Below are 16,771 nucleotides of genomic sequence, written 5' to 3'. Positions count from 1 at the left end.
CTCATCTGACGAGGTTCCTTTTTTTACTATTATTTTACTATTATTTCCCCAATCTCAACGAGCAGTAAGCATCAATGAGGAATCCTCTGACTCTGTATTTATGATTCCGATCAGATCTCCCTCTTTCAGGGTAATCTTACGCTCCACGCCATCTGTCACTGTCATGCTTCCGTTTTCACCATCTTCTCCCATGATCATAAAACTCACAAAACCATTTGAACAGGAAGCAATGTAATATCCTGGGACAATGCCTCCATCCACATTTTCCCCAACCTCCAGCACATCTCCCGCCATCAGTTTATAAGAGGCTGAATCAGCCCCAGAGCCGAACATATCTCCAAATTCTTCTTCAAGTATCGGAGCAAGGCTGTCCTTTAGGGAATCCCGGATTTCCGGTAAGCTTGCGCAAATGATCACCAGGACCATGAGCCATCCAAAAAGGGAGCCTTTTTTCTTTTTTACCGGTTTCTGGGTGTAAACACTGCTTTTTTTAGCTGTAGTGCTGTAAGTTCCAGCTGTACTTTGTCTGCTCTTGGAATTATAATTCCCAGCAGGGACAGAGACCTTATTTCCATTCTTAGCAGCGCCAGTGCTGCCTCCATATGTACTTCCAGCTTTCACACTTCCCTTATTATAAAAATTCCCTGTGCCTGCACCAGCCAGTGACTTAGAACTTCCAGTTCCCGTTTTCTGATCATATTTATTTCCGGCTCCTGCCACGCCTGTTCCGGTCCCGGTCTTATATGCAGCACTTCCAGCCTTCTTATCTCCCAGCGGGATTTCCTCCTGGCGCATGATTGCCCGCGCCCGGCTGGTAGCATGACGGTAATGGTCACTTCTGTTCTCATTCAGATGATACAAAGTCTCATCATTTCTATAAGGCATTCCACACAGCTTACATCTGCCATTTACAACAGGCCCGTCGCAGACCTGGCACCTCTTTTTCTCCATAGACATCCTCCCGGTTCTCTGGTTATTCTGTTTCACTGCAACCTGTAATTCCTGTTTTTGCTCCAACAGGGAAAAATCATCACATTCTTTGTCTTTTATTGTATCTTTTTTGCATATTTCTTGCAAGGTCTAAATTGCCAAGCGGGAAAATACCTGTTATAATAAACCAAGATTGTTCCTGTTCACGGTCTGACTAGAAATTATCGTGAACAGAAAACAGAGATTAACACAATCAACAAGGAGGATTCCCATGGAACAATTAAAAATTCCTATGGGCTATCATGCAGACCTTAATCTTCATGATACTCAGGTAGCAATTAAAACTGTGAAAGATTTTTTCCAGCAGACACTTGCACAGAAGCTGAACCTTCTGCGTGTCTCCGCACCTATATTTGTAGATCCAAGTTCCGGCCTCAATGATAACCTGAACGGCGTGGAGCGTCCGGTAAGCTTTGACATCAAAGGCATGGACTGCAACGCTGAAATCGTACATTCTCTTGCAAAATGGAAGCGTTATGCACTGAAGAAATATGGTTTCTCTGTAGGTGAGGGCTTATACACCGATATGGTTGCCATCCGCCGTGATGAGGATGTTGACAACATCCATTCCATCTATGTAGACCAGTGGGACTGGGAGAAGATCATCACCAAAGAAGAGAGAAATGTAGAAACTCTCATTAACACTGTCCGTACTATCTACAGCGTACTCCGCAAGACAGAGAAATACATGGCAGTACAGTATGACTACATAGAAGAAATTCTTCCAAGAGAGATTGCATTTGTCTCCACAGAAGAGCTTGTAGACATGTATCCGGATCTTACCCCTAAGGAAAGAGAATACAAGATCGTCAAAGAAAAAGGCGCTGTTTTCCTTATGCAGGTAGGTAAGAAACTGACAAATGGCGAGCGCCACGACGGACGTGCTCCAGACTATGATGACTGGGAATTAAACGGCGATATTCTGGTATACTATCCTGTACTGGACATTGCCCTTGAACTTTCTTCCATGGGTATCCGTGTAGACGAGACAGCACTTGACAAACAGCTTACAGAAGCCGGCTGTGACGACCGCAGAGAGCTCCCGTTCCAGAAGGCCATTCTGAATAAAGAACTTCCATACACCATCGGCGGCGGTATCGGTCAGTCCCGTATCTGTATGTTCTTCCTGCGCAAGGCTCATATTGGAGAAGTACATGTTTCCCTGTGGCCTAAGGAAATGCAGGAAGAAGCTGCTAAAGGCGGTATTCCACTTCTGTAAAATAGAATCGAGGGATCAAATTGAATATACTTTTTTTCTTAACACCGAAAAGTGATATTGCCTACATTTTCGAAAATGAAACTTTGAGGCAGACTCTTGAGAAAATGGAACACCGGAAGTTTTCCTGTATTCCTATTCTGAATCCAGAGGGAAAATACGTAGGTACTATTTCTGAGGGTGACCTTCTCTGGGGAATGAAAAATCTGAACATCACGGATATGAAAACAGCCGAGGAAGTACCGGTTATGGCTATCTCCAGAAGAGCCACCTACAAACCGGTACACGTTGACTGCGACATGGAGGATCTCCTGGACCGCGCAATCAACCAGAACTTTGTTCCGGTTATAGATGATCAGGATCACTTTATCGGAATTGTCACAAGGAAAGAAATCATCAAATATTGTTATAAAGAAATGAAGAAAAACGCATAGGATTTTAAATCACCGCGTTTTTTCACAAAAAAAGACAACCTCTGTCCCATTTAAACCAATGGAAAAGGTTGTCTTTTTTCTTTTTACAGAACCTTAGACAAAAATTCCTTCAATCGCGGATTCTGCGGATTTTCAAAAAACTCCTTCGGCGCATTCTGTTCCTGAATTTTGCCGTCATCAATAAATAAAACTCTTGTTGCAACCTCTCTTGCAAATCCCATCTCGTGAGTAACTACAACCATAGTCATGCCGCTCTTTGCAAGCTCTTTCATCAGCTCCAGAACCTCTCCAACCATCTCCGGATCAAGTGCAGAAGTAGGCTCGTCAAAAAGCATAACATCCGGATTCATGGCAAGGGATCTTGCAATGGCAATACGCTGCTTCTGACCACCGGAAAGCATATCCGGATAAGCATTTGCCTTATCTGGAAGTCCCACACGGGCAAGAAGCTCGTCCGCACGTCTGGAAGCCTCTTCCTTTGTCATCAGTTTCAGGGCAACCGGTGCCATCATAATATTCTGCTTTACCGTCTTGTGTGGAAACAGATTAAACTGCTGGAAAACCATTCCGATCTTCTGACGATGTCGATTTATGTCAACCTTGGGATCTGTGATATCTGTTCCTTCAAACAGGATTTTACCTCCTGTAGGCTCCTCCAGAAGGTTGAGAGAACGAAGGAAAGTAGATTTACCAGAGCCAGATGGTCCGATAATGGCAACAACCTCGCCCTGACAGATATCTGTGGAAATTCCATCCAGAACCTGATTGGATCCAAACGCTTTTTTCAGATCCTGTACCTGGATCAAAACTTTACTCTTATCAACGCTCACTGGTTCTCAGTCTCCTCTCCAGTTTATTCATAAAGAAGGTCAATACCATGACCACGATCAGATAAATTGCAGCTGCTGCCAGAAGAGGCATAAAAGCATTGTAGGTACGGCTCTGGATCAGCATTGCACCCTTGGTCAGGTCCATCATTCCAATGTAACCGATAATAGAAGTTTCCTTGATCAGCACGATAAACTCATTTACCAGTGCAGGAAGTACATTCTTAAACGCCTGTGGAATGATAATAAGACGCATGGTCTGGGTAAAATTAAGTCCCAGGCTACGTCCTGCCTCTGTCTGTCCCTGGTCAATTGACATGATTCCGGAACGGACGATCTCCGCAACGTAGGCACCTGAGTTGATACCAAATGCCAGACTTCCTACCAGAATCTCATTGACACTTACAGAACCAAAAACTACAAAGTTCATGATCAGAAGCTGGATCACAGTAGGTGTTCCACGGATCACAGTCAGATAAACTCTGCAGATGGAGTTGGCAATTTTAAAATTCCCGGATTTATCGTGGGAAGAACGGATAATTGCCACCAGAAAACCGATACAGATACCGATCAACAGGGCGAAAACTGTGATGATCATGGTATTTTTCAAACCATCCAGCAGCCAGGTGTATCTGTCATCTTTTATAAAATTGATATAAAAATCGTGTCCAAATTTTTCAAACATATTTTTTTCCTTTTTATCCTGATATCTTTATAACGCAGCCTTGAACGTGTTTGAAAAAGCATTTCTGTTTATGCCTGCATTATAGGAAAAGCTGTCGGAAAAGCACTGGCTGTCTGATGCAACTCAGTCAGCCAGTACCAGGTTCCGGCAGCTTATACTTTGTTCTCTCTATCAGTCAGCTTTTACAATGATAACCTGGCTTGCATTTGCATAGGTGTCTGTGAAATCAACGCTCTCCAGACGATCCTCTGTAACGGTCATTCCGGCAGCACCGAAATCAGCTTTTCCAGACTGCACTGCAGCAAGGATTGCATCAAACTCCATATCGTCGATCTCAAGCTCATATCCAAGCTTATCGCAGATTGCCTGTGCAATATCAGCGTCGATACCAACAATCTCATCACCGTCACGGTACTCATATGGCTCGAACTCAGCGTTTGTTGCCATTACAAGAGTTCCGTTGGAACGGTCTACATCTTCCGGAGACTCATATGGTGTCTCGCCAATGTTGTCGCCGATGTAGTTGTTCATAATATCATCAACAGTTCCGTCCTCTTTCAGTTCTTTTAATGCGCCGTTGATCTTGTCAAGAAGCTCATCATTGCCTTTCTTCAGGCAGATTGCATACTCTTCTTCAACAAATGGCTCGTCCAGGATCTTCAGTCCGTCTGCATTCTCAACGAATTTCTGAGCTGGCTGGGAGTCGATGATCACACAGTCGATCTGGCCTGCCATAAGTGCCTGGATTGCTTCGCTTCCTTTGCTGTAACGCTTAACAGTTGCTCCGTCAGCCTCATATTCACTAGCTTCAATATCACCGGTTGTACCAAGCTGTACACCGATTGTTGCATTCTTAAGATCATCCTTTGACTCAACAGTTGCAGCAGATACGCCAGCAGTCATGGAAACTGCCATTACTGTGCCAAGTGCAAGAGCTACTAATTTTTTCATATTCTTTTCCTCCTCTTAATCTCATATACAGAACCAGTTCCTTATATCTTCATCCACATAGTAAGCTGTTGCTATTTATTTCTTCCACAACAACCGACTTCACAAGATGGGGACATAATTATTCATGCTTTCTGCATATTCATTCATCTATCTTTTCCTCATTTTATCAGCTTTTTGGAAAAATGCAAGAGTTTCCATAAATTTCCCCAACTTCTTTGTCATTATTTGGAAAAATTCACTTTTTGATAACAGATCTGTGTTATGATATGATTTGTGTGGAGTAATTAAATAATTGAATGACCAAGGCGTTAACCGCCCAAACAGGAGGTATTTATTATGAAATTTACAAAAATGCATGGTATCGGCAACGATTATGTATATGTGAACTGTTTTAAAGAAACTGTGAAAGATCCATCAGCAGTTGCCAAATTTGTGAGTGACAGACATTTTGGAATTGGCTCAGACGGACTGATTCTGATTAAGCCGTCTGACATTGCAGACTGTGAGATGGATATGTACAACCTGGATGGTTCCCAGGGTGCTATGTGCGGCAATGGCATCCGCTGTGTAGCCAAGTATGCTTACGATTACGGCATTGTAAACAAGACCAGTATCAGCGTAGCGACCAAAAGCGGCGTGAAATATCTGGATCTTTCTATCCGTGACGGAAAAGTCAGTATGGTAAAGGTCAATATGGGCGCCCCTATTCTTCAGGCTTCTCTGATTCCAGTTGTATCTGAATCTGAGCAGGTCGTAAATGCCCCTATTGAAGTAGACGGACAGATTTATCACTTTACAGCTGTTTCCATGGGAAATCCTCACGCCATCGTATACATGGATGACGTAGACGGGCTGGAAATCGAAAAGATCGGTCCATCTTTTGAAAACCATATAAATTTCCCTGACCGCGTCAATACCGAATTCGTAAAAGTCATCGACCGACACACTGTCCAGATGAGAGTCTGGGAGCGCGGTTCCGGTGAGACTCTGGCTTGTGGAACAGGTGCCTGCGCAGTTGCAGTTGCTTCTATTTTGAACGGGCTGGTTGACCGTGATCAGCCGGTTACCGTGAAGCTTCTTGGTGGCGATCTTAATATTTTCTGGGACGAAAATGACGATCAGGTTTATATGACTGGTGCGGCGACTACTGTATTTGATGGGGAAATTGATCTGGGATTTCTTGGAGAATGACTCAATAAAAAGGCCCTTGCGGACCGTAGGCATTTTGTAATGCTTACACCGCAAAGGCCATTATTCTTTCTACAATAAATACTGCACCACAGGCAAGAAGCGCCACAGTCAGCAGACTCTTCTCTTTGTACGCTGCAATCAGCGCCACTACAAATCCCACTACAGCTGAAATTACACTTGCCGTTGCCGACAAAATCGCCGGAAACGTCATAGCTGCCAGACAGGCATAGGGCACATAAAACAGAAATGATTTTATAAAAGGATTGGTAATCTCCTTCTTCGCCAGTGCCAATGGCAGCATACGGATCAAATATGTAACGCCAGCCATAACCAGGATATAAATATAAACATTAGGCTTCATGAGCTTCCTCCTTGGCATTTTCTTCATCAACCGGGCAAAGCCATGCTGCCAGTCCGGCTACCAGAATTGTAGTAATAATAATCACAAATCCGGATGAGACTTTCGATAATACAGGAACCCAGGCAAATAATGCGCTCACTGCCATTGCTCCAAGAACAACCAGAAGCACTGCTTTGTTTTTCTTGGATGGCGGAATAATGACAGCCAAAAACATTCCATAAATGGCAACTCCAAGTGCACTCATAATAAAATCAGGAAGAATACTTCCTGAAATAGCTCCAAGCAGGGTTCCAATGGTCCATCCCGGGATTGCTACACTCATTACACCATAATTATAAAACGCACTGACTTTCCCCGGTTTACTGGCACTGACTCCGAATATCTCATCTGTTACGCCAAATGCAACTCCGTAACGATGCCCCCAAGTTTCATCACGTCTTAGCTTCTGTGAAAGGGAAAACGACATCAGACAGTATCTCAGATTGATAATCAGCTGAGTAAGTGCCATTTCCCATAAGGAACCTCCTGCTATGATAATATCAAGACCTGCAAATTGTCCCGCTGACGTAAGATTCGTCAAAGAAATCAAGACCGCCTGCCAAATAGACAGTCCGCCCTGCACCGCCATCATACCAAACGTAAAGGAAACAGCCAGATACCCCAGGGCAATGGGGATTCCATCTGTAATTCCTTGTTTAAAGCTCTCTTTTTTCATGAGAGATTTCCTCCGGTTTCTTCTGTAGTCACGCAAAGAGCCTGGGAAACAGTTTTGGCCTCCCAGGCTCTCTCATTGTAGCACTTTACACTAATAAATTCAACTATTATCCCTTGTATTCTCACTTTCTCTCTACAATCTTGTAATAAACCTTCGCTGTCAGCCCATAAATCACGCCATAAACCAAAGCAAACACCAATAATGTCACCACCGTGCATCTGGCAAACAAACCGCTGTTTGTCATGCTAAACAGCGCCAGCAGTCTCTTTACCATAGGAAATGCCATAGCAATATGCAGTGCTGCCATTCCAAGAGGAAGGAAAAATACCATAAGGATCTGTCTGTGAATGGAAGATTTCACCTCTTTATGAGTCATGCCCACCTTCTGCATGATCTCGAACCGTTCCTTATCCTCATAGCCCTCTGAAACCTGCTTGTAGTAAATGATCATGGCCGCCCCCATCAGGAACAGCAGTCCAAGGAAAATTCCAAGGAACAAAATTCCACCGAACATACTGTAAAAACTGTTATACAGATCCTGTTTTATAGTATTGTAGTTCATTCCCACTTCTATAGTTCCAGCTGCTTTTTCGGAATCCAGAAGCTCCGTTGCAAGATCGCTTACTTTGGTGGCAGATGCATATTTTTCTTCTTCACTTCCAGACAGATACACATCCGTTTCCAGTTCCATCAGAGACATTGCACTTTGATAAACTTCCTCCTGCTGCAAAAACAAAGCAAAAAAGTCTTCGTCATTTACAACCAGCTTCAAAGAATCCATAGAAGAAAAATTATCTCCCACATACTGATAATTTTTCAGCCATTCTTTCACCTGGTAAACCTTGTTATGAATCTCCAGAGTCTCACCGTCTGTTTTTCCATTGTGGTAAGCAAGAACTTCACCTGGCGCAAGGGAAATCTCTTCTCCCGTAACCCTGGCATACTCTTCCTGTGGAACCACGGTAAGGGTTTCCAATGAGGCTGGCATTGCCATAAGGGAACTCCCATCAACATTTGCAAATTTCCAGCTCCCATCTTCGCTTCCCACAAGCGTAGATGAAAAAGCAATTTCGGTGTTAATTTTCTCATAAGAAACCTGGTTTTCAATTTTTCCCAGTAATTTCTCTCTCATTTTTTCCAGATCTTCATAAGAATTTCCCCGGTACAGCACATTCACATCCGCCGGACAGCGTTTGTTCATAATATCATCCAGTCCGGAATTCAGGCACACCGTAGAAGAGATCATCAGAAGTACGCCTGTGCTCAGAATGCAGATACTTGCAAGTCCAACTGCATTTTGTTTCATGCGGTACAGCATACCGGAAACAGCAGTAAAATTCTTGGTTTTATAATAAAATTTCTTATTCCAGCGCAGGACTTTGAGCACCACAATGCTTCCTGCTGTAAAAAGAAGATACGTTCCTGCCATTACCAGAACCACTGCCACAAAGAACAGCGCCAGCGCCGAAAGAGGTGACTCTGTGGTAATGGCAATATAATATCCGATAAACAGACAGATAAAACCAGCAACCGCCATCAGCCATTTTGCTTTTGGTTCCTTTTCCCCTGTATTTTGTGCCTGAAGAAGCTGAATCGGGTTTGTTTTGTAAACCTTTCGGATATTTACCAGAAGGATCAAAACAAAAATAGCTCCAAACACTTCCAGGCATATTCTGATTGCCGGAACGCTGACTTCGAACCCAAAGGACGCCGGAACCTTGATCAGTTTCAAGAGCAGCAGAAGCGCCAGCTTGCTTCCCAGAATTCCCACAAGGATTCCGCCAACAAAACTGATCAAGGCACTAAACAGATTCTCCAGCATCATAACCCAGCTGATATGCTTCTTTTCCAGCCCGAGAATGTTGTAAAGTCCCAGTTCCTTTTGTCTTCTTTTCATGAGGAAACTGTTGCTGTACAACAGGAAAATAAAGGAGAAAATAACAATAACGCCAACTCCCATAGTCGTGATCATCAACACGTCACCACTGTGACGGATCGTTTTCATTCCTGCATTATGATTGATAAAAAGCATCATATACAGCATTGCCACATTGAACAGACACGCCAGAATATAGGGCACATAAATCTGTTTATTTTTCCGGATGTTTACAACTGCCAGCCTGGAAAAAAGTCCCTTACGCATGATACTCACCGCCCGTCATCAAAATGGTTAAGGTATCGGAAATCATCTGGTACATCTCCTCTTTTGTTTTCTCGCCGCGATAGATCTGGTGGAAAACTTCACCATCTTTTATGAACAGAACCCTGGATGCCCGGCTGGCTGCCTGGGCGCTGTGAGTAACCATGAGAATGGTCTGGCCCTGTCTGTTTATCTCTCCGAAAACGTCCAGAAGAGCATTTGCAGCCTTGGAATCGAGAGCCCCTGTGGGTTCATCCGCAAGGACCAGGCGCGGCTGTGTGATCAGAGCCCTGGCAACTGCACATCTTTGTTTCTGTCCTCCAGAGACCTCATAAGGATATTTTTCCAGCAGCTCATAAATATGAAGAGCCTGTGCAATAGGACGGATTTTCTGCCCCATTTCCCGGTAATCTTCACCTGCTAGCACCAGCGGCAGATAAATATTATCCCTCAGGCTGAAGGTATCAAGAAGATTAAAATCCTGGAACACAAAGCCCAGATTTTTTCTTCGAAATGTAGAAATCTCCTTATCAGAAAGGTGTCCCAGGCTTTTTCCATCCAGAAGTACGTCTCCGGAAGTAGGTTTATCCAGTGTTGCAAGAATATTCAGAAGTGTAGTTTTTCCGGAACCGCTTTCTCCCATAATTGCAACAAATTCACCTTTTTCCACAGAAAAATTCACATTGGTCAATGCCTGCACCTTATTTCCGCCAAAACGGGTGGTATATATTTTTTTCAGATTTGTAACTTCAAGTAATGACATTTTTTACTCCTCTCCTTTATCAATGAGCTTTTTCATACGCTTCCTTGCAAAAAACAGTATACTTAAAAAAGTCACTTGCTGCCATCGAATCAGATTACAAAATGCAGGCAGAATCTTACAATATTGTAAGGTTGTCACATAAAGTTTGCAAGAAAAAAATTTCATCTGGCAAAACTCTTTATGATATAGAAGATTTGGTCAGTATTTTTTGCAATATAAAAAGGCCGCTGACATATACGACCTTTTTTATATTATAATCCCCTATTGGGCATATATCTTCTCTGGCGTCATTCCGGCAGCCAATGTAAGATAATACACCGCGTCCGCCGCCACACACACTACGTTTTCCTCATGCATAAACTCTGTGATTTCCGAATCAAAAAGCATGTTTGCCTGTGCTTCAAATTCCTCATCCTTATCCCAGAACAAAACTGCAATATTCAAAAAAGGAAATACCGGAAGCACATACCCCACATCTCCCTGAGGAAGCAAAGTTCCCCCAAGAGCCTCACAGGCTTTTCTTAATTCTTCTGTTTTCCCGGCGAAAAGCTCCTGCAGCCTAAAAATAATCGTCCTTCTGTAAGCAGCCTCAAAAGGATACACTCTCTTCACCTGGCGAAAAGCCACCAGATTGCCCGATGCCACAGGATGAGCTGCTGAATAGTAAAACGTATTATAAATATTCATCACCGTATCAAATCCAGGGCTTTTCCCATCTTCTGTAATGAATCCGTTTTTTCGGTCAATTCGAAATTTTTTTGAAAAGTAGATGATATAAAGAAACTCCTCATCAGCTTCCAGCTGAAATTTGCGAATCAGTTCCTCCTGATCCATTTCCAGGAATTTCAATCTCCAGTTCTCGATTACCTGGTCATAATTAGACTGCCTGTTTTCTGGCATAATACATTCTCCTCTTATCCGCTATTTACCTTTAGCTATGCCATATAACTTGAAAGCTTCCTGTTTCAAGTATTTTTACCAGCTGCTCCACTTCATCGGAGTTCCAGTTTTGCGCAGTCTGTGCTTCCCCTGTGAATTTCACGCAGGTTCCGCAGGAAGAGCTTAAATTCCTTGGCACCGGCATGATCGTAGCCGGATATCCCTCTTTCTCACATTTTTTCTTGAAAGACATAGCTCCAAAATGGGAAAAAAATGTGGCTATGTAATCTCCCATTATTTCTCAAGAGTGAGGACAAAGTCTTCCCCATCCTCTTTTACAGACACCTTATATCCCTGATGCAGGGCGAAACGGGATACGTTTTCTTTGGCTGTTACGTTATCTACCATTACCGTATATGCCTTCTCACCGGATGCCAGCGCATTCTTAGTACGGATCACAGGTTCCGGGCAGGAAAGCCCTCTTGCATCTATTGTTTTCATACACTTAATCTCCTTAGATTTTTCATTATTTCAACTAAACGGAATTGTCTGTTTACACAGATATACTATAAATGAGCGTCCTTAATCAACTTCACGCTTCATTCTTACGCATGGAATTTACTGTCGCAATCACGATCAGAACCACAAAACCGATCACAACAGCGATCTTGCCATTTGCAGTCGGGCCTTCTCCAGAAGATGCCAGTCCGAAATTATGTGCTACAGCTGCACCAGCCATCAGACCAAATACTGTGATGGCGGAGTCTGTGTTTCCTTCACCAGCCAGAACCAGCTGACGAAGCGGGCAGCCTCCAAGAAGGACACAGCCAAATCCTGCAAGCGCCATTCCAAGTGCATTCCAAAGACCATCTGTATGTGCGACAGGTTGTCCTGCAAATCCTGGATTAAAATATCCCAGGATCATGTTTCCGATCAACGCACTTACCAGAATTGCAATAAATCCAAGAAGCAGCTTCCACTCTCCAAACAGTACCACGTCACGGATTCCTCCAACCATACACAGGCGGGTTCTCTGTGCAAGTGCACCTACCAGAAGCCCTGCGATCAGGGAGATTGCAATTGCAGCATGCTTTGCTCCAGGACCACCGTCAGCTTCTGTGAAGTGGATGAATGCAGGTGCTGCAATGAGAAGCAGAAGAATTCCGATTTCCACTACTGGGAAAATGCCGCCTTCAACCGGCTGCATTTTATAGGAACGTTTCAGAGTATAGCCTTTTTTCAGGAAAAATACTCCGGCAAGGATTCCAGCAATAAATCCGATCAAACCAAAGATGGCGTTGAAATCGCCGCCAGCCAGACGAAGGATCATGCGGAATGGGCAGCCAAGGAACATCAGGCAGCCGATCATAACGAACATTCCGATCACAAAACGGGTAACAGGTGCGGAGCCGCCTCTTGGCTTAAATTCTTTGGTTGCAAGAGCAAGAATGCAGGAGCCAAGTACCAGTCCTACAATTTCCGGGCGGATGTACTGAACCGCAGCTGCACTGTGGAATCCCAGTGCTCCTGAAGTATCACGCAGGAAGCAGGCAATGCAGAAGCCCATATTTGCAGGGTTTCCGAAATATACCAGAGCCACTGCAATGATTCCGATGATGACACCGGCTCCGATGATTATGGGTGTTTCTTTCTTTGACAATGTTTCTTTCATACTCTTTCCTCCTTAGATAACTGTCAAATCTTTCCTCTATTTTAGCATTTTTTGTCAGAAAACTCTAATTGATTATGTGGGATTATTTTAAGTATTTATAGATATTGTCGATAAATCGTGGTATTATAGATATATTAAATAACCATTTTCCAAGCGAAAGGATATAATCATGAACCGAATTTACCTCGACCAGGCCAGCACCTCTTTTCCAAAGGCTCCAGGTGTGGCACAAGCTATGATGGATTACCTGACTATGAACGGAGTTAACGTGAACCGCGGCTGCTACTCCAGTGCTTACTCAGCAGAAGAAGTTATTTATGAGACACGCCAGCTGCTGGCAGAACTTTTCCACTTTTCCAAATGCAAAAATGTAATTTTTACACCGAATGTCACCACCAGTCTCAATTTTATTTTAAAAGGATTCTTAAAACCAGGAGACCATATTCTGGTATCCGCCATGGAGCACAATGCAGTTATGAGACCTGTAGTACAGCTGGCTTCCTCAGGGATTTCCTTTGACCGGATTCCTTGCAGAACGGACGGCTCTATGATTCTGGAAAAAGTAGAAGAACTGATCCGCCCTGAGACGAAAGCTATTGTCACTTTACATGCTTCCAATGTATGCGGAACCAGGATGCCCCTTGATGCCCTTGGGGAAATCTGTCAGAGGCACCAGCTTTATTTTGTTGTGGATTCTGCACAGACGGCTGGGATCGTACCAATTAATATGGACAAAATGCATATTGACGCGTTAGCTTTTACCGGACATAAAGGACTTCGGGGACCACAAGGGACAGGTGGTTTCCTGGTTTCCCAGGAATTGGCAGAACAAATGGAACCACTGATTTCCGGCGGTACCGGAAGTGTATCTCATACGGAAGAAATTCCGGATTTTATGCCGGATCGCTTTGAATCCGGGACACCTAATCTGCCTGGAATTTATGGACTGCATGAAGCACTTTTGTACTTGAAAACGCATTCTTTGCAGGCGATAAATGAAAAAGAATTGTCTCTCACTGGTTATTTTCTGGAACAGCTGCAGGCACTGGACGATACTGGCAGACATATCCGTATTATTGGAAAAAAAGATCTCACTGACCGAAATGCAGTTGTTTCGATCCAGACACCAGAAATCGACATGTCACAGGTGGCGTGGCAGCTGGACAATGAGTATGGTGTTATGACCAGAGTCGGACTCCACTGCGCTCCAAACGCCCACAAGACGCTTGGTACTTATCCTGCCGGAACTATCCGGTTCTCCTTTGGACCGGAAAATACAAAGAATGAGCTGGATTTTGCCATCCAGGGATTAAAGAAAATTTTAGACTTATAAATTCAGCATTAGTAACACTTAATTAGTCTTTGAGAAAGGAACCAGTATTTTTATCCTATGGAATTTAAACAATTAGAGGCCTTCGTAGCCGTAGTCGAAAATAAAAGCTTCTCCGAAGCCGCCCGCCAGCTGAACCTGACCCAGCCCACCATCAGTGCCCACATCAATTCTCTGGAACAGGAATTGAACTCGCGGCTGCTGATCCGCACCACCAAGAAGCTGAACATCACCCAGCGCGGTCTTCTGCTCTATGACTGCGCCTCCAATATGCTGAACATGCGCAGCAACATTATAGAAGAGTTCACCGGACAAAATAAAAAGATCATTGACCTGGCTGTTTCCACCATTCCTTCCTCCTACCTTCTGCCAGGTATTCTCAGTGCCTTCACCTGCCAGATTCCAGACGTATATTTTCACTCCTGGCAATCCGACAGTCTCGGCGCTGTGGCAAGAGTTCTAGATGGCAGCGTGGATCTGGCTCTGGTGGGAAATACCTTTGACGAACCAGACTGCTGTTTTATCCCTTTTTGCAAAGATAAACTTGTAATTGCCACCCCGGTCAACCAGCATTACCTGCAATATCAGCAAAAAATGGATTCCGGTACCCTTGATTTCTCTGATTTTCTAAGAGAACCCTTTATTATGCGCGAAACTGGTTCTGGAACCAAAAAGGAAATTGACCGCTATCTGGAAAAACGAAATATCCCGGCTTCTTCCCTGCACATTGTAGCCCGCATGAACGATCTGGAGGCCATCCGCAAGTCTGTAGCCGGCGGCCTTGGAATCTCCATCCTCTCTGCCTGCTCTGCCAAAGATCTGGCCGACACCCACCAGATTCTCATGTTTCCCCTGAATCACGAATCCGCCATGCGAACCTTCTACATTGTGTACAGTAAGAACCGGATTCTGAAGCCACATGTGAAGCAGTTTTTAAAATTCGTAACAAATTTTTATTAGAGCGTGTTTAAAAAAGGCTTTCTGCACGATGTGCGTCACAATTTATGGGAGATTTTTCAAACACACTCTAATAACCGCTTTTAGAAATACCAGACAAAAGGAAGCTGCCCACCAATTTCCCAGTGAACAGCTTCCCATTTCATTCACACATATTCAAAATTCAATTTCAGCAACTGCCGCCAGCTTATTTCTCCTCAGCAGTCTCTTCAGCCTCTGTCTCAGTCTCCGGAACTACGTTGTGAACTGGTGTTACAGTTGCGACAACTGCTTCCGGATCAGTTGTGATGTGGATATTCTTATTCTTGGCGATTTCAAGGTCTTTCACACGAAGCGTATCACCAATCTTCATACCAGCGACATCAACCTTGATCTTGTCAACCAGATCTGCCGGAAGTGCTTTGTATGCAACCTCTTTCAACTCATCCTGCAGAACACCGGACATAACTTTCTCTTCATTTTCCAGAATGATCTCAGCAGTGGAATGAACCATCTCATTGCTTACCAGTGCCTGGAAATCAACTTCCTCTACTGTATGTGCAAGTGGATTATAATCAACTTCCTTGATCAGCGCATCATAGGTTTTACCATCCAGTTCCAGCATTACCTGGCTTCCTTTATTGTTGTTTTTCAACAGAACTTCAATTTCTTTCTTAGTAAACTTAAGGGGAATGGAACCTTCAATTTCTCTGCCGAACAGGTTACCTGTTACAAATCCTTCTCTTCTTAATTTCTTTGCTTTGACATCCATGCTTCTTTTTTCAGCTTTTAAAGTATTCATTTATCTTTTCCTCCAAAATTCTGAAACGCTTAGCAGCCTTCAACAAAGAGGTTTTGTTAAGTACTTCTTTTTTCTTTTTACGTCCCTTATTATAGTCACTTGTTTCAATTATGATTAACCAAACATAACTTTTTTTAAGGGATTTTTTTGTTAAAATCTGCTCTTGTTTTTCTTGGAAAATGGAAGTATAAAATAAATGAATCACTCAAAATTTTCAGGCAGTTGTCTTCTCTGCCGTAAAAGGCAGTTTTCGCTCTGCAACCTGCTTCAATAATGCCTCACTATGAGATACCACGATCAACCCGATTTCCCGCCTTTTTACTTCTTCCAGCAGAAAATTCCAGATCTGGCTCTGCGTGATGAGATCCAGCATGGTACTGATCTCGTCTGCAATCAGAAACCTTGTCTCTTTTCCCAGTGCTCTTGCAATACAGAAACGCTGCAATTCCCCACCGGATAATTCCTGAGGATACCGGTTCAGCCAATCTTCTTCTATCCCCAGCCCCTCTATGATCCGATTTTCAACCTGCCCTCCATCAGACAAAATTTTTTCCATTTTCAGTCTGGGATTCACAGCCCTTTCCGGATGCTGCCAGATCATCTGCACCGGACAATACCCTTTCTTCGGCAAAGGCTTTCCATCCAGCAAAACCTGTCCTTTGCTGGGTTCCAGATAACCAGCCAGAATTTTACACAATGTGGTTTTTCCATAGCCACTTGGTCCTGGCACCCACACTCTTTCGTTGTTTTCCACTTTAAATTTTATATTTGAAAAAAGTTCTGCGCCTTTTCTCTCATAAGAAAATGAAATATCTCGTGCTTCCAGAATCATTTTATATCTCCTGTTATAACTATTCAGTAGGCAATATGCATTAAAGT

The 16,771-nt window shown here is 43.6% G+C and carries 20 protein-coding genes; 5 read left to right on the top strand and 15 right to left on the bottom strand.

Translation table 11 applies throughout. The annotated features are described in order from the left end of the window. Nucleotides 1-54: 54 nt before the first annotated feature. Entirely contained in the window at nucleotides 55-951 is an 897-nt protein-coding gene (locus tag I4V84_RS09990) for a hypothetical protein (protein WP_195991841.1), read from the bottom strand. A gap of 250 nt (nucleotides 952-1,201) precedes the next feature. Between I4V84_RS09990 and asnA the strand changes: the two genes are divergently transcribed. Both asnA and I4V84_RS09980 read left to right on the top strand, forming a co-directional pair. After that, a complete protein-coding gene (gene asnA / locus I4V84_RS09985; protein ID WP_118578181.1) occupies nucleotides 1,202-2,209 on the top strand; it encodes an aspartate--ammonia ligase in 1,008 nt (335 codons plus the stop codon). A gap of 20 nt (nucleotides 2,210-2,229) precedes the next feature. Beyond that, on the top strand, nucleotides 2,230-2,640 hold the full coding sequence (locus I4V84_RS09980; protein ID WP_118578180.1) for a CBS domain-containing protein: 411 nt from the start codon (nucleotides 2,230-2,232) through the stop codon (nucleotides 2,638-2,640). Nucleotides 2,641-2,723: 83 nt separating this feature from the next. Here the strand turns inward: I4V84_RS09980 and I4V84_RS09975 are convergent, their stop codons facing one another. The 3 genes from I4V84_RS09975 to I4V84_RS09965 all read right to left on the bottom strand — a co-directional run bounded on the left by I4V84_RS09975 (nucleotide 2,724) and on the right by I4V84_RS09965 (nucleotide 5,103). Continuing rightward, complete coding sequence (locus I4V84_RS09975) at nucleotides 2,724-3,470, bottom strand: amino acid ABC transporter ATP-binding protein (RefSeq protein WP_270413264.1); 747 nt, start codon at nucleotides 3,468-3,470, stop codon at nucleotides 2,724-2,726. Further along, the gene (locus I4V84_RS09970; protein ID WP_118578179.1) at nucleotides 3,460-4,152 is read right to left on the bottom strand and encodes an amino acid ABC transporter permease; all 693 of its coding nucleotides are present in this window, start codon (nucleotides 4,150-4,152) and stop codon (nucleotides 3,460-3,462) included. Before I4V84_RS09970 ends, I4V84_RS09975 begins: the two co-directional genes overlap by 11 nt. Before the next feature lie 171 nt (nucleotides 4,153-4,323). Beyond that, nucleotides 4,324-5,103, bottom strand: a complete 780-nt coding sequence (locus tag I4V84_RS09965; protein ID WP_148461118.1) for a transporter substrate-binding domain-containing protein — start codon at nucleotides 5,101-5,103, stop codon at nucleotides 4,324-4,326. 336 nt (nucleotides 5,104-5,439) lie between these two features. Between I4V84_RS09965 and dapF the strand changes: the two genes are divergently transcribed. Continuing rightward, a complete protein-coding gene (dapF, locus tag I4V84_RS09960; protein ID WP_195991840.1) occupies nucleotides 5,440-6,294 on the top strand; it encodes a diaminopimelate epimerase in 855 nt (284 codons plus the stop codon). A gap of 43 nt (nucleotides 6,295-6,337) precedes the next feature. Here the strand turns inward: dapF and I4V84_RS09955 are convergent, their stop codons facing one another. The 8 genes from I4V84_RS09955 to yedE all read right to left on the bottom strand — a co-directional run bounded on the left by I4V84_RS09955 (nucleotide 6,338) and on the right by yedE (nucleotide 12,824). Further along, a complete protein-coding gene (locus tag I4V84_RS09955; RefSeq protein ID WP_118578176.1) occupies nucleotides 6,338-6,655 on the bottom strand; it encodes an AzlD domain-containing protein in 318 nt (105 codons plus the stop codon). Continuing rightward, nucleotides 6,645-7,370: an AzlC family ABC transporter permease gene (locus I4V84_RS09950; RefSeq protein ID WP_118578175.1), complete on the bottom strand. Its 726-nt coding sequence runs from the start codon at nucleotides 7,368-7,370 to the stop codon at nucleotides 6,645-6,647. Before I4V84_RS09950 ends, I4V84_RS09955 begins: the two co-directional genes overlap by 11 nt. Nucleotides 7,371-7,491: 121 nt before the next feature. After that, nucleotides 7,492-9,513 (bottom strand): ABC transporter permease, encoded by a 2,022-nt coding sequence (locus tag I4V84_RS09945; RefSeq protein WP_195991838.1) that lies wholly within the window; start codon nucleotides 9,511-9,513, stop codon nucleotides 7,492-7,494. After that, nucleotides 9,506-10,273, bottom strand: a complete 768-nt coding sequence (locus I4V84_RS09940; protein WP_173716048.1) for an ABC transporter ATP-binding protein — start codon at nucleotides 10,271-10,273, stop codon at nucleotides 9,506-9,508. The genes I4V84_RS09945 and I4V84_RS09940 overlap by 8 nt, the downstream gene beginning before the upstream one ends. 261 nt (nucleotides 10,274-10,534) lie before the next feature. Continuing rightward, nucleotides 10,535-11,173 carry a DUF3786 domain-containing protein gene (locus I4V84_RS09935; protein WP_195991836.1) on the bottom strand — a complete coding sequence of 213 codons (639 nt, stop codon included), beginning with the start codon at nucleotides 11,171-11,173 and terminating at the stop codon, nucleotides 10,535-10,537. Between the two features lie 31 nt (nucleotides 11,174-11,204). Continuing rightward, the gene (locus tag I4V84_RS09930) at nucleotides 11,205-11,447 is read right to left on the bottom strand and encodes a DUF3343 domain-containing protein (protein WP_148461113.1); all 243 of its coding nucleotides are present in this window, start codon (nucleotides 11,445-11,447) and stop codon (nucleotides 11,205-11,207) included. Then, nucleotides 11,447-11,653, bottom strand: coding sequence for a sulfurtransferase TusA family protein (locus tag I4V84_RS09925; RefSeq protein WP_148461112.1), 207 nt, complete (start codon nucleotides 11,651-11,653; stop codon nucleotides 11,447-11,449). Before I4V84_RS09925 ends, I4V84_RS09930 begins: the two co-directional genes overlap by 1 nt. Nucleotides 11,654-11,744: 91 nt before the next feature. After that, the gene (gene yedE, locus I4V84_RS09920) at nucleotides 11,745-12,824 is read right to left on the bottom strand and encodes a YedE family putative selenium transporter (RefSeq protein WP_118578170.1); all 1,080 of its coding nucleotides are present in this window, start codon (nucleotides 12,822-12,824) and stop codon (nucleotides 11,745-11,747) included. Between the two features lie 169 nt (nucleotides 12,825-12,993). On the opposite strand from yedE, the gene I4V84_RS09915 reads away from it, so the two are divergent. Further along, nucleotides 12,994-14,157 (top strand): aminotransferase class V-fold PLP-dependent enzyme, encoded by a 1,164-nt coding sequence (locus tag I4V84_RS09915; RefSeq protein WP_118578169.1) that lies wholly within the window; start codon nucleotides 12,994-12,996, stop codon nucleotides 14,155-14,157. A gap of 57 nt (nucleotides 14,158-14,214) precedes the next feature. After that, a complete protein-coding gene (locus tag I4V84_RS09910; RefSeq protein WP_118578168.1) occupies nucleotides 14,215-15,114 on the top strand; it encodes a selenium metabolism-associated LysR family transcriptional regulator in 900 nt (299 codons plus the stop codon). Nucleotides 15,115-15,298: 184 nt separating this feature from the next. On the opposite strand, the gene I4V84_RS09905 is transcribed toward I4V84_RS09910, so the two are convergent. The 3 genes from I4V84_RS09905 to I4V84_RS09900 are packed head-to-tail and all read right to left on the bottom strand — an operon-like array spanning nucleotide 15,299 to nucleotide 16,724. After that, a complete protein-coding gene (locus I4V84_RS09905) occupies nucleotides 15,299-15,892 on the bottom strand; it encodes a 50S ribosomal protein L25 (RefSeq protein WP_118578167.1) in 594 nt (197 codons plus the stop codon). Continuing rightward, the gene (locus I4V84_RS19640; protein ID WP_207748651.1) at nucleotides 15,873-16,097 is read right to left on the bottom strand and encodes a hypothetical protein; all 225 of its coding nucleotides are present in this window, start codon (nucleotides 16,095-16,097) and stop codon (nucleotides 15,873-15,875) included. The genes I4V84_RS09905 and I4V84_RS19640 overlap by 20 nt, the downstream gene beginning before the upstream one ends. A 9-nt stretch (nucleotides 16,098-16,106) precedes the next feature. After that, a complete protein-coding gene (locus I4V84_RS09900) occupies nucleotides 16,107-16,724 on the bottom strand; it encodes an ATP-binding cassette domain-containing protein (RefSeq protein ID WP_195991834.1) in 618 nt (205 codons plus the stop codon). Between the last annotated feature and the right edge of the window lie 47 nt (nucleotides 16,725-16,771).

The organism is Ruminococcus sp. 1001713B170207_170306_F1, assembly GCF_015668065.1.
GTDB classification, from domain to species: Bacteria; Bacillota; Clostridia; order Lachnospirales; family Lachnospiraceae; genus Blautia_A; species Blautia_A faecis.
Note: the sequence above shows the minus strand (reverse complement) of the source record. Positions and strands in the feature narration are given on the sequence as shown.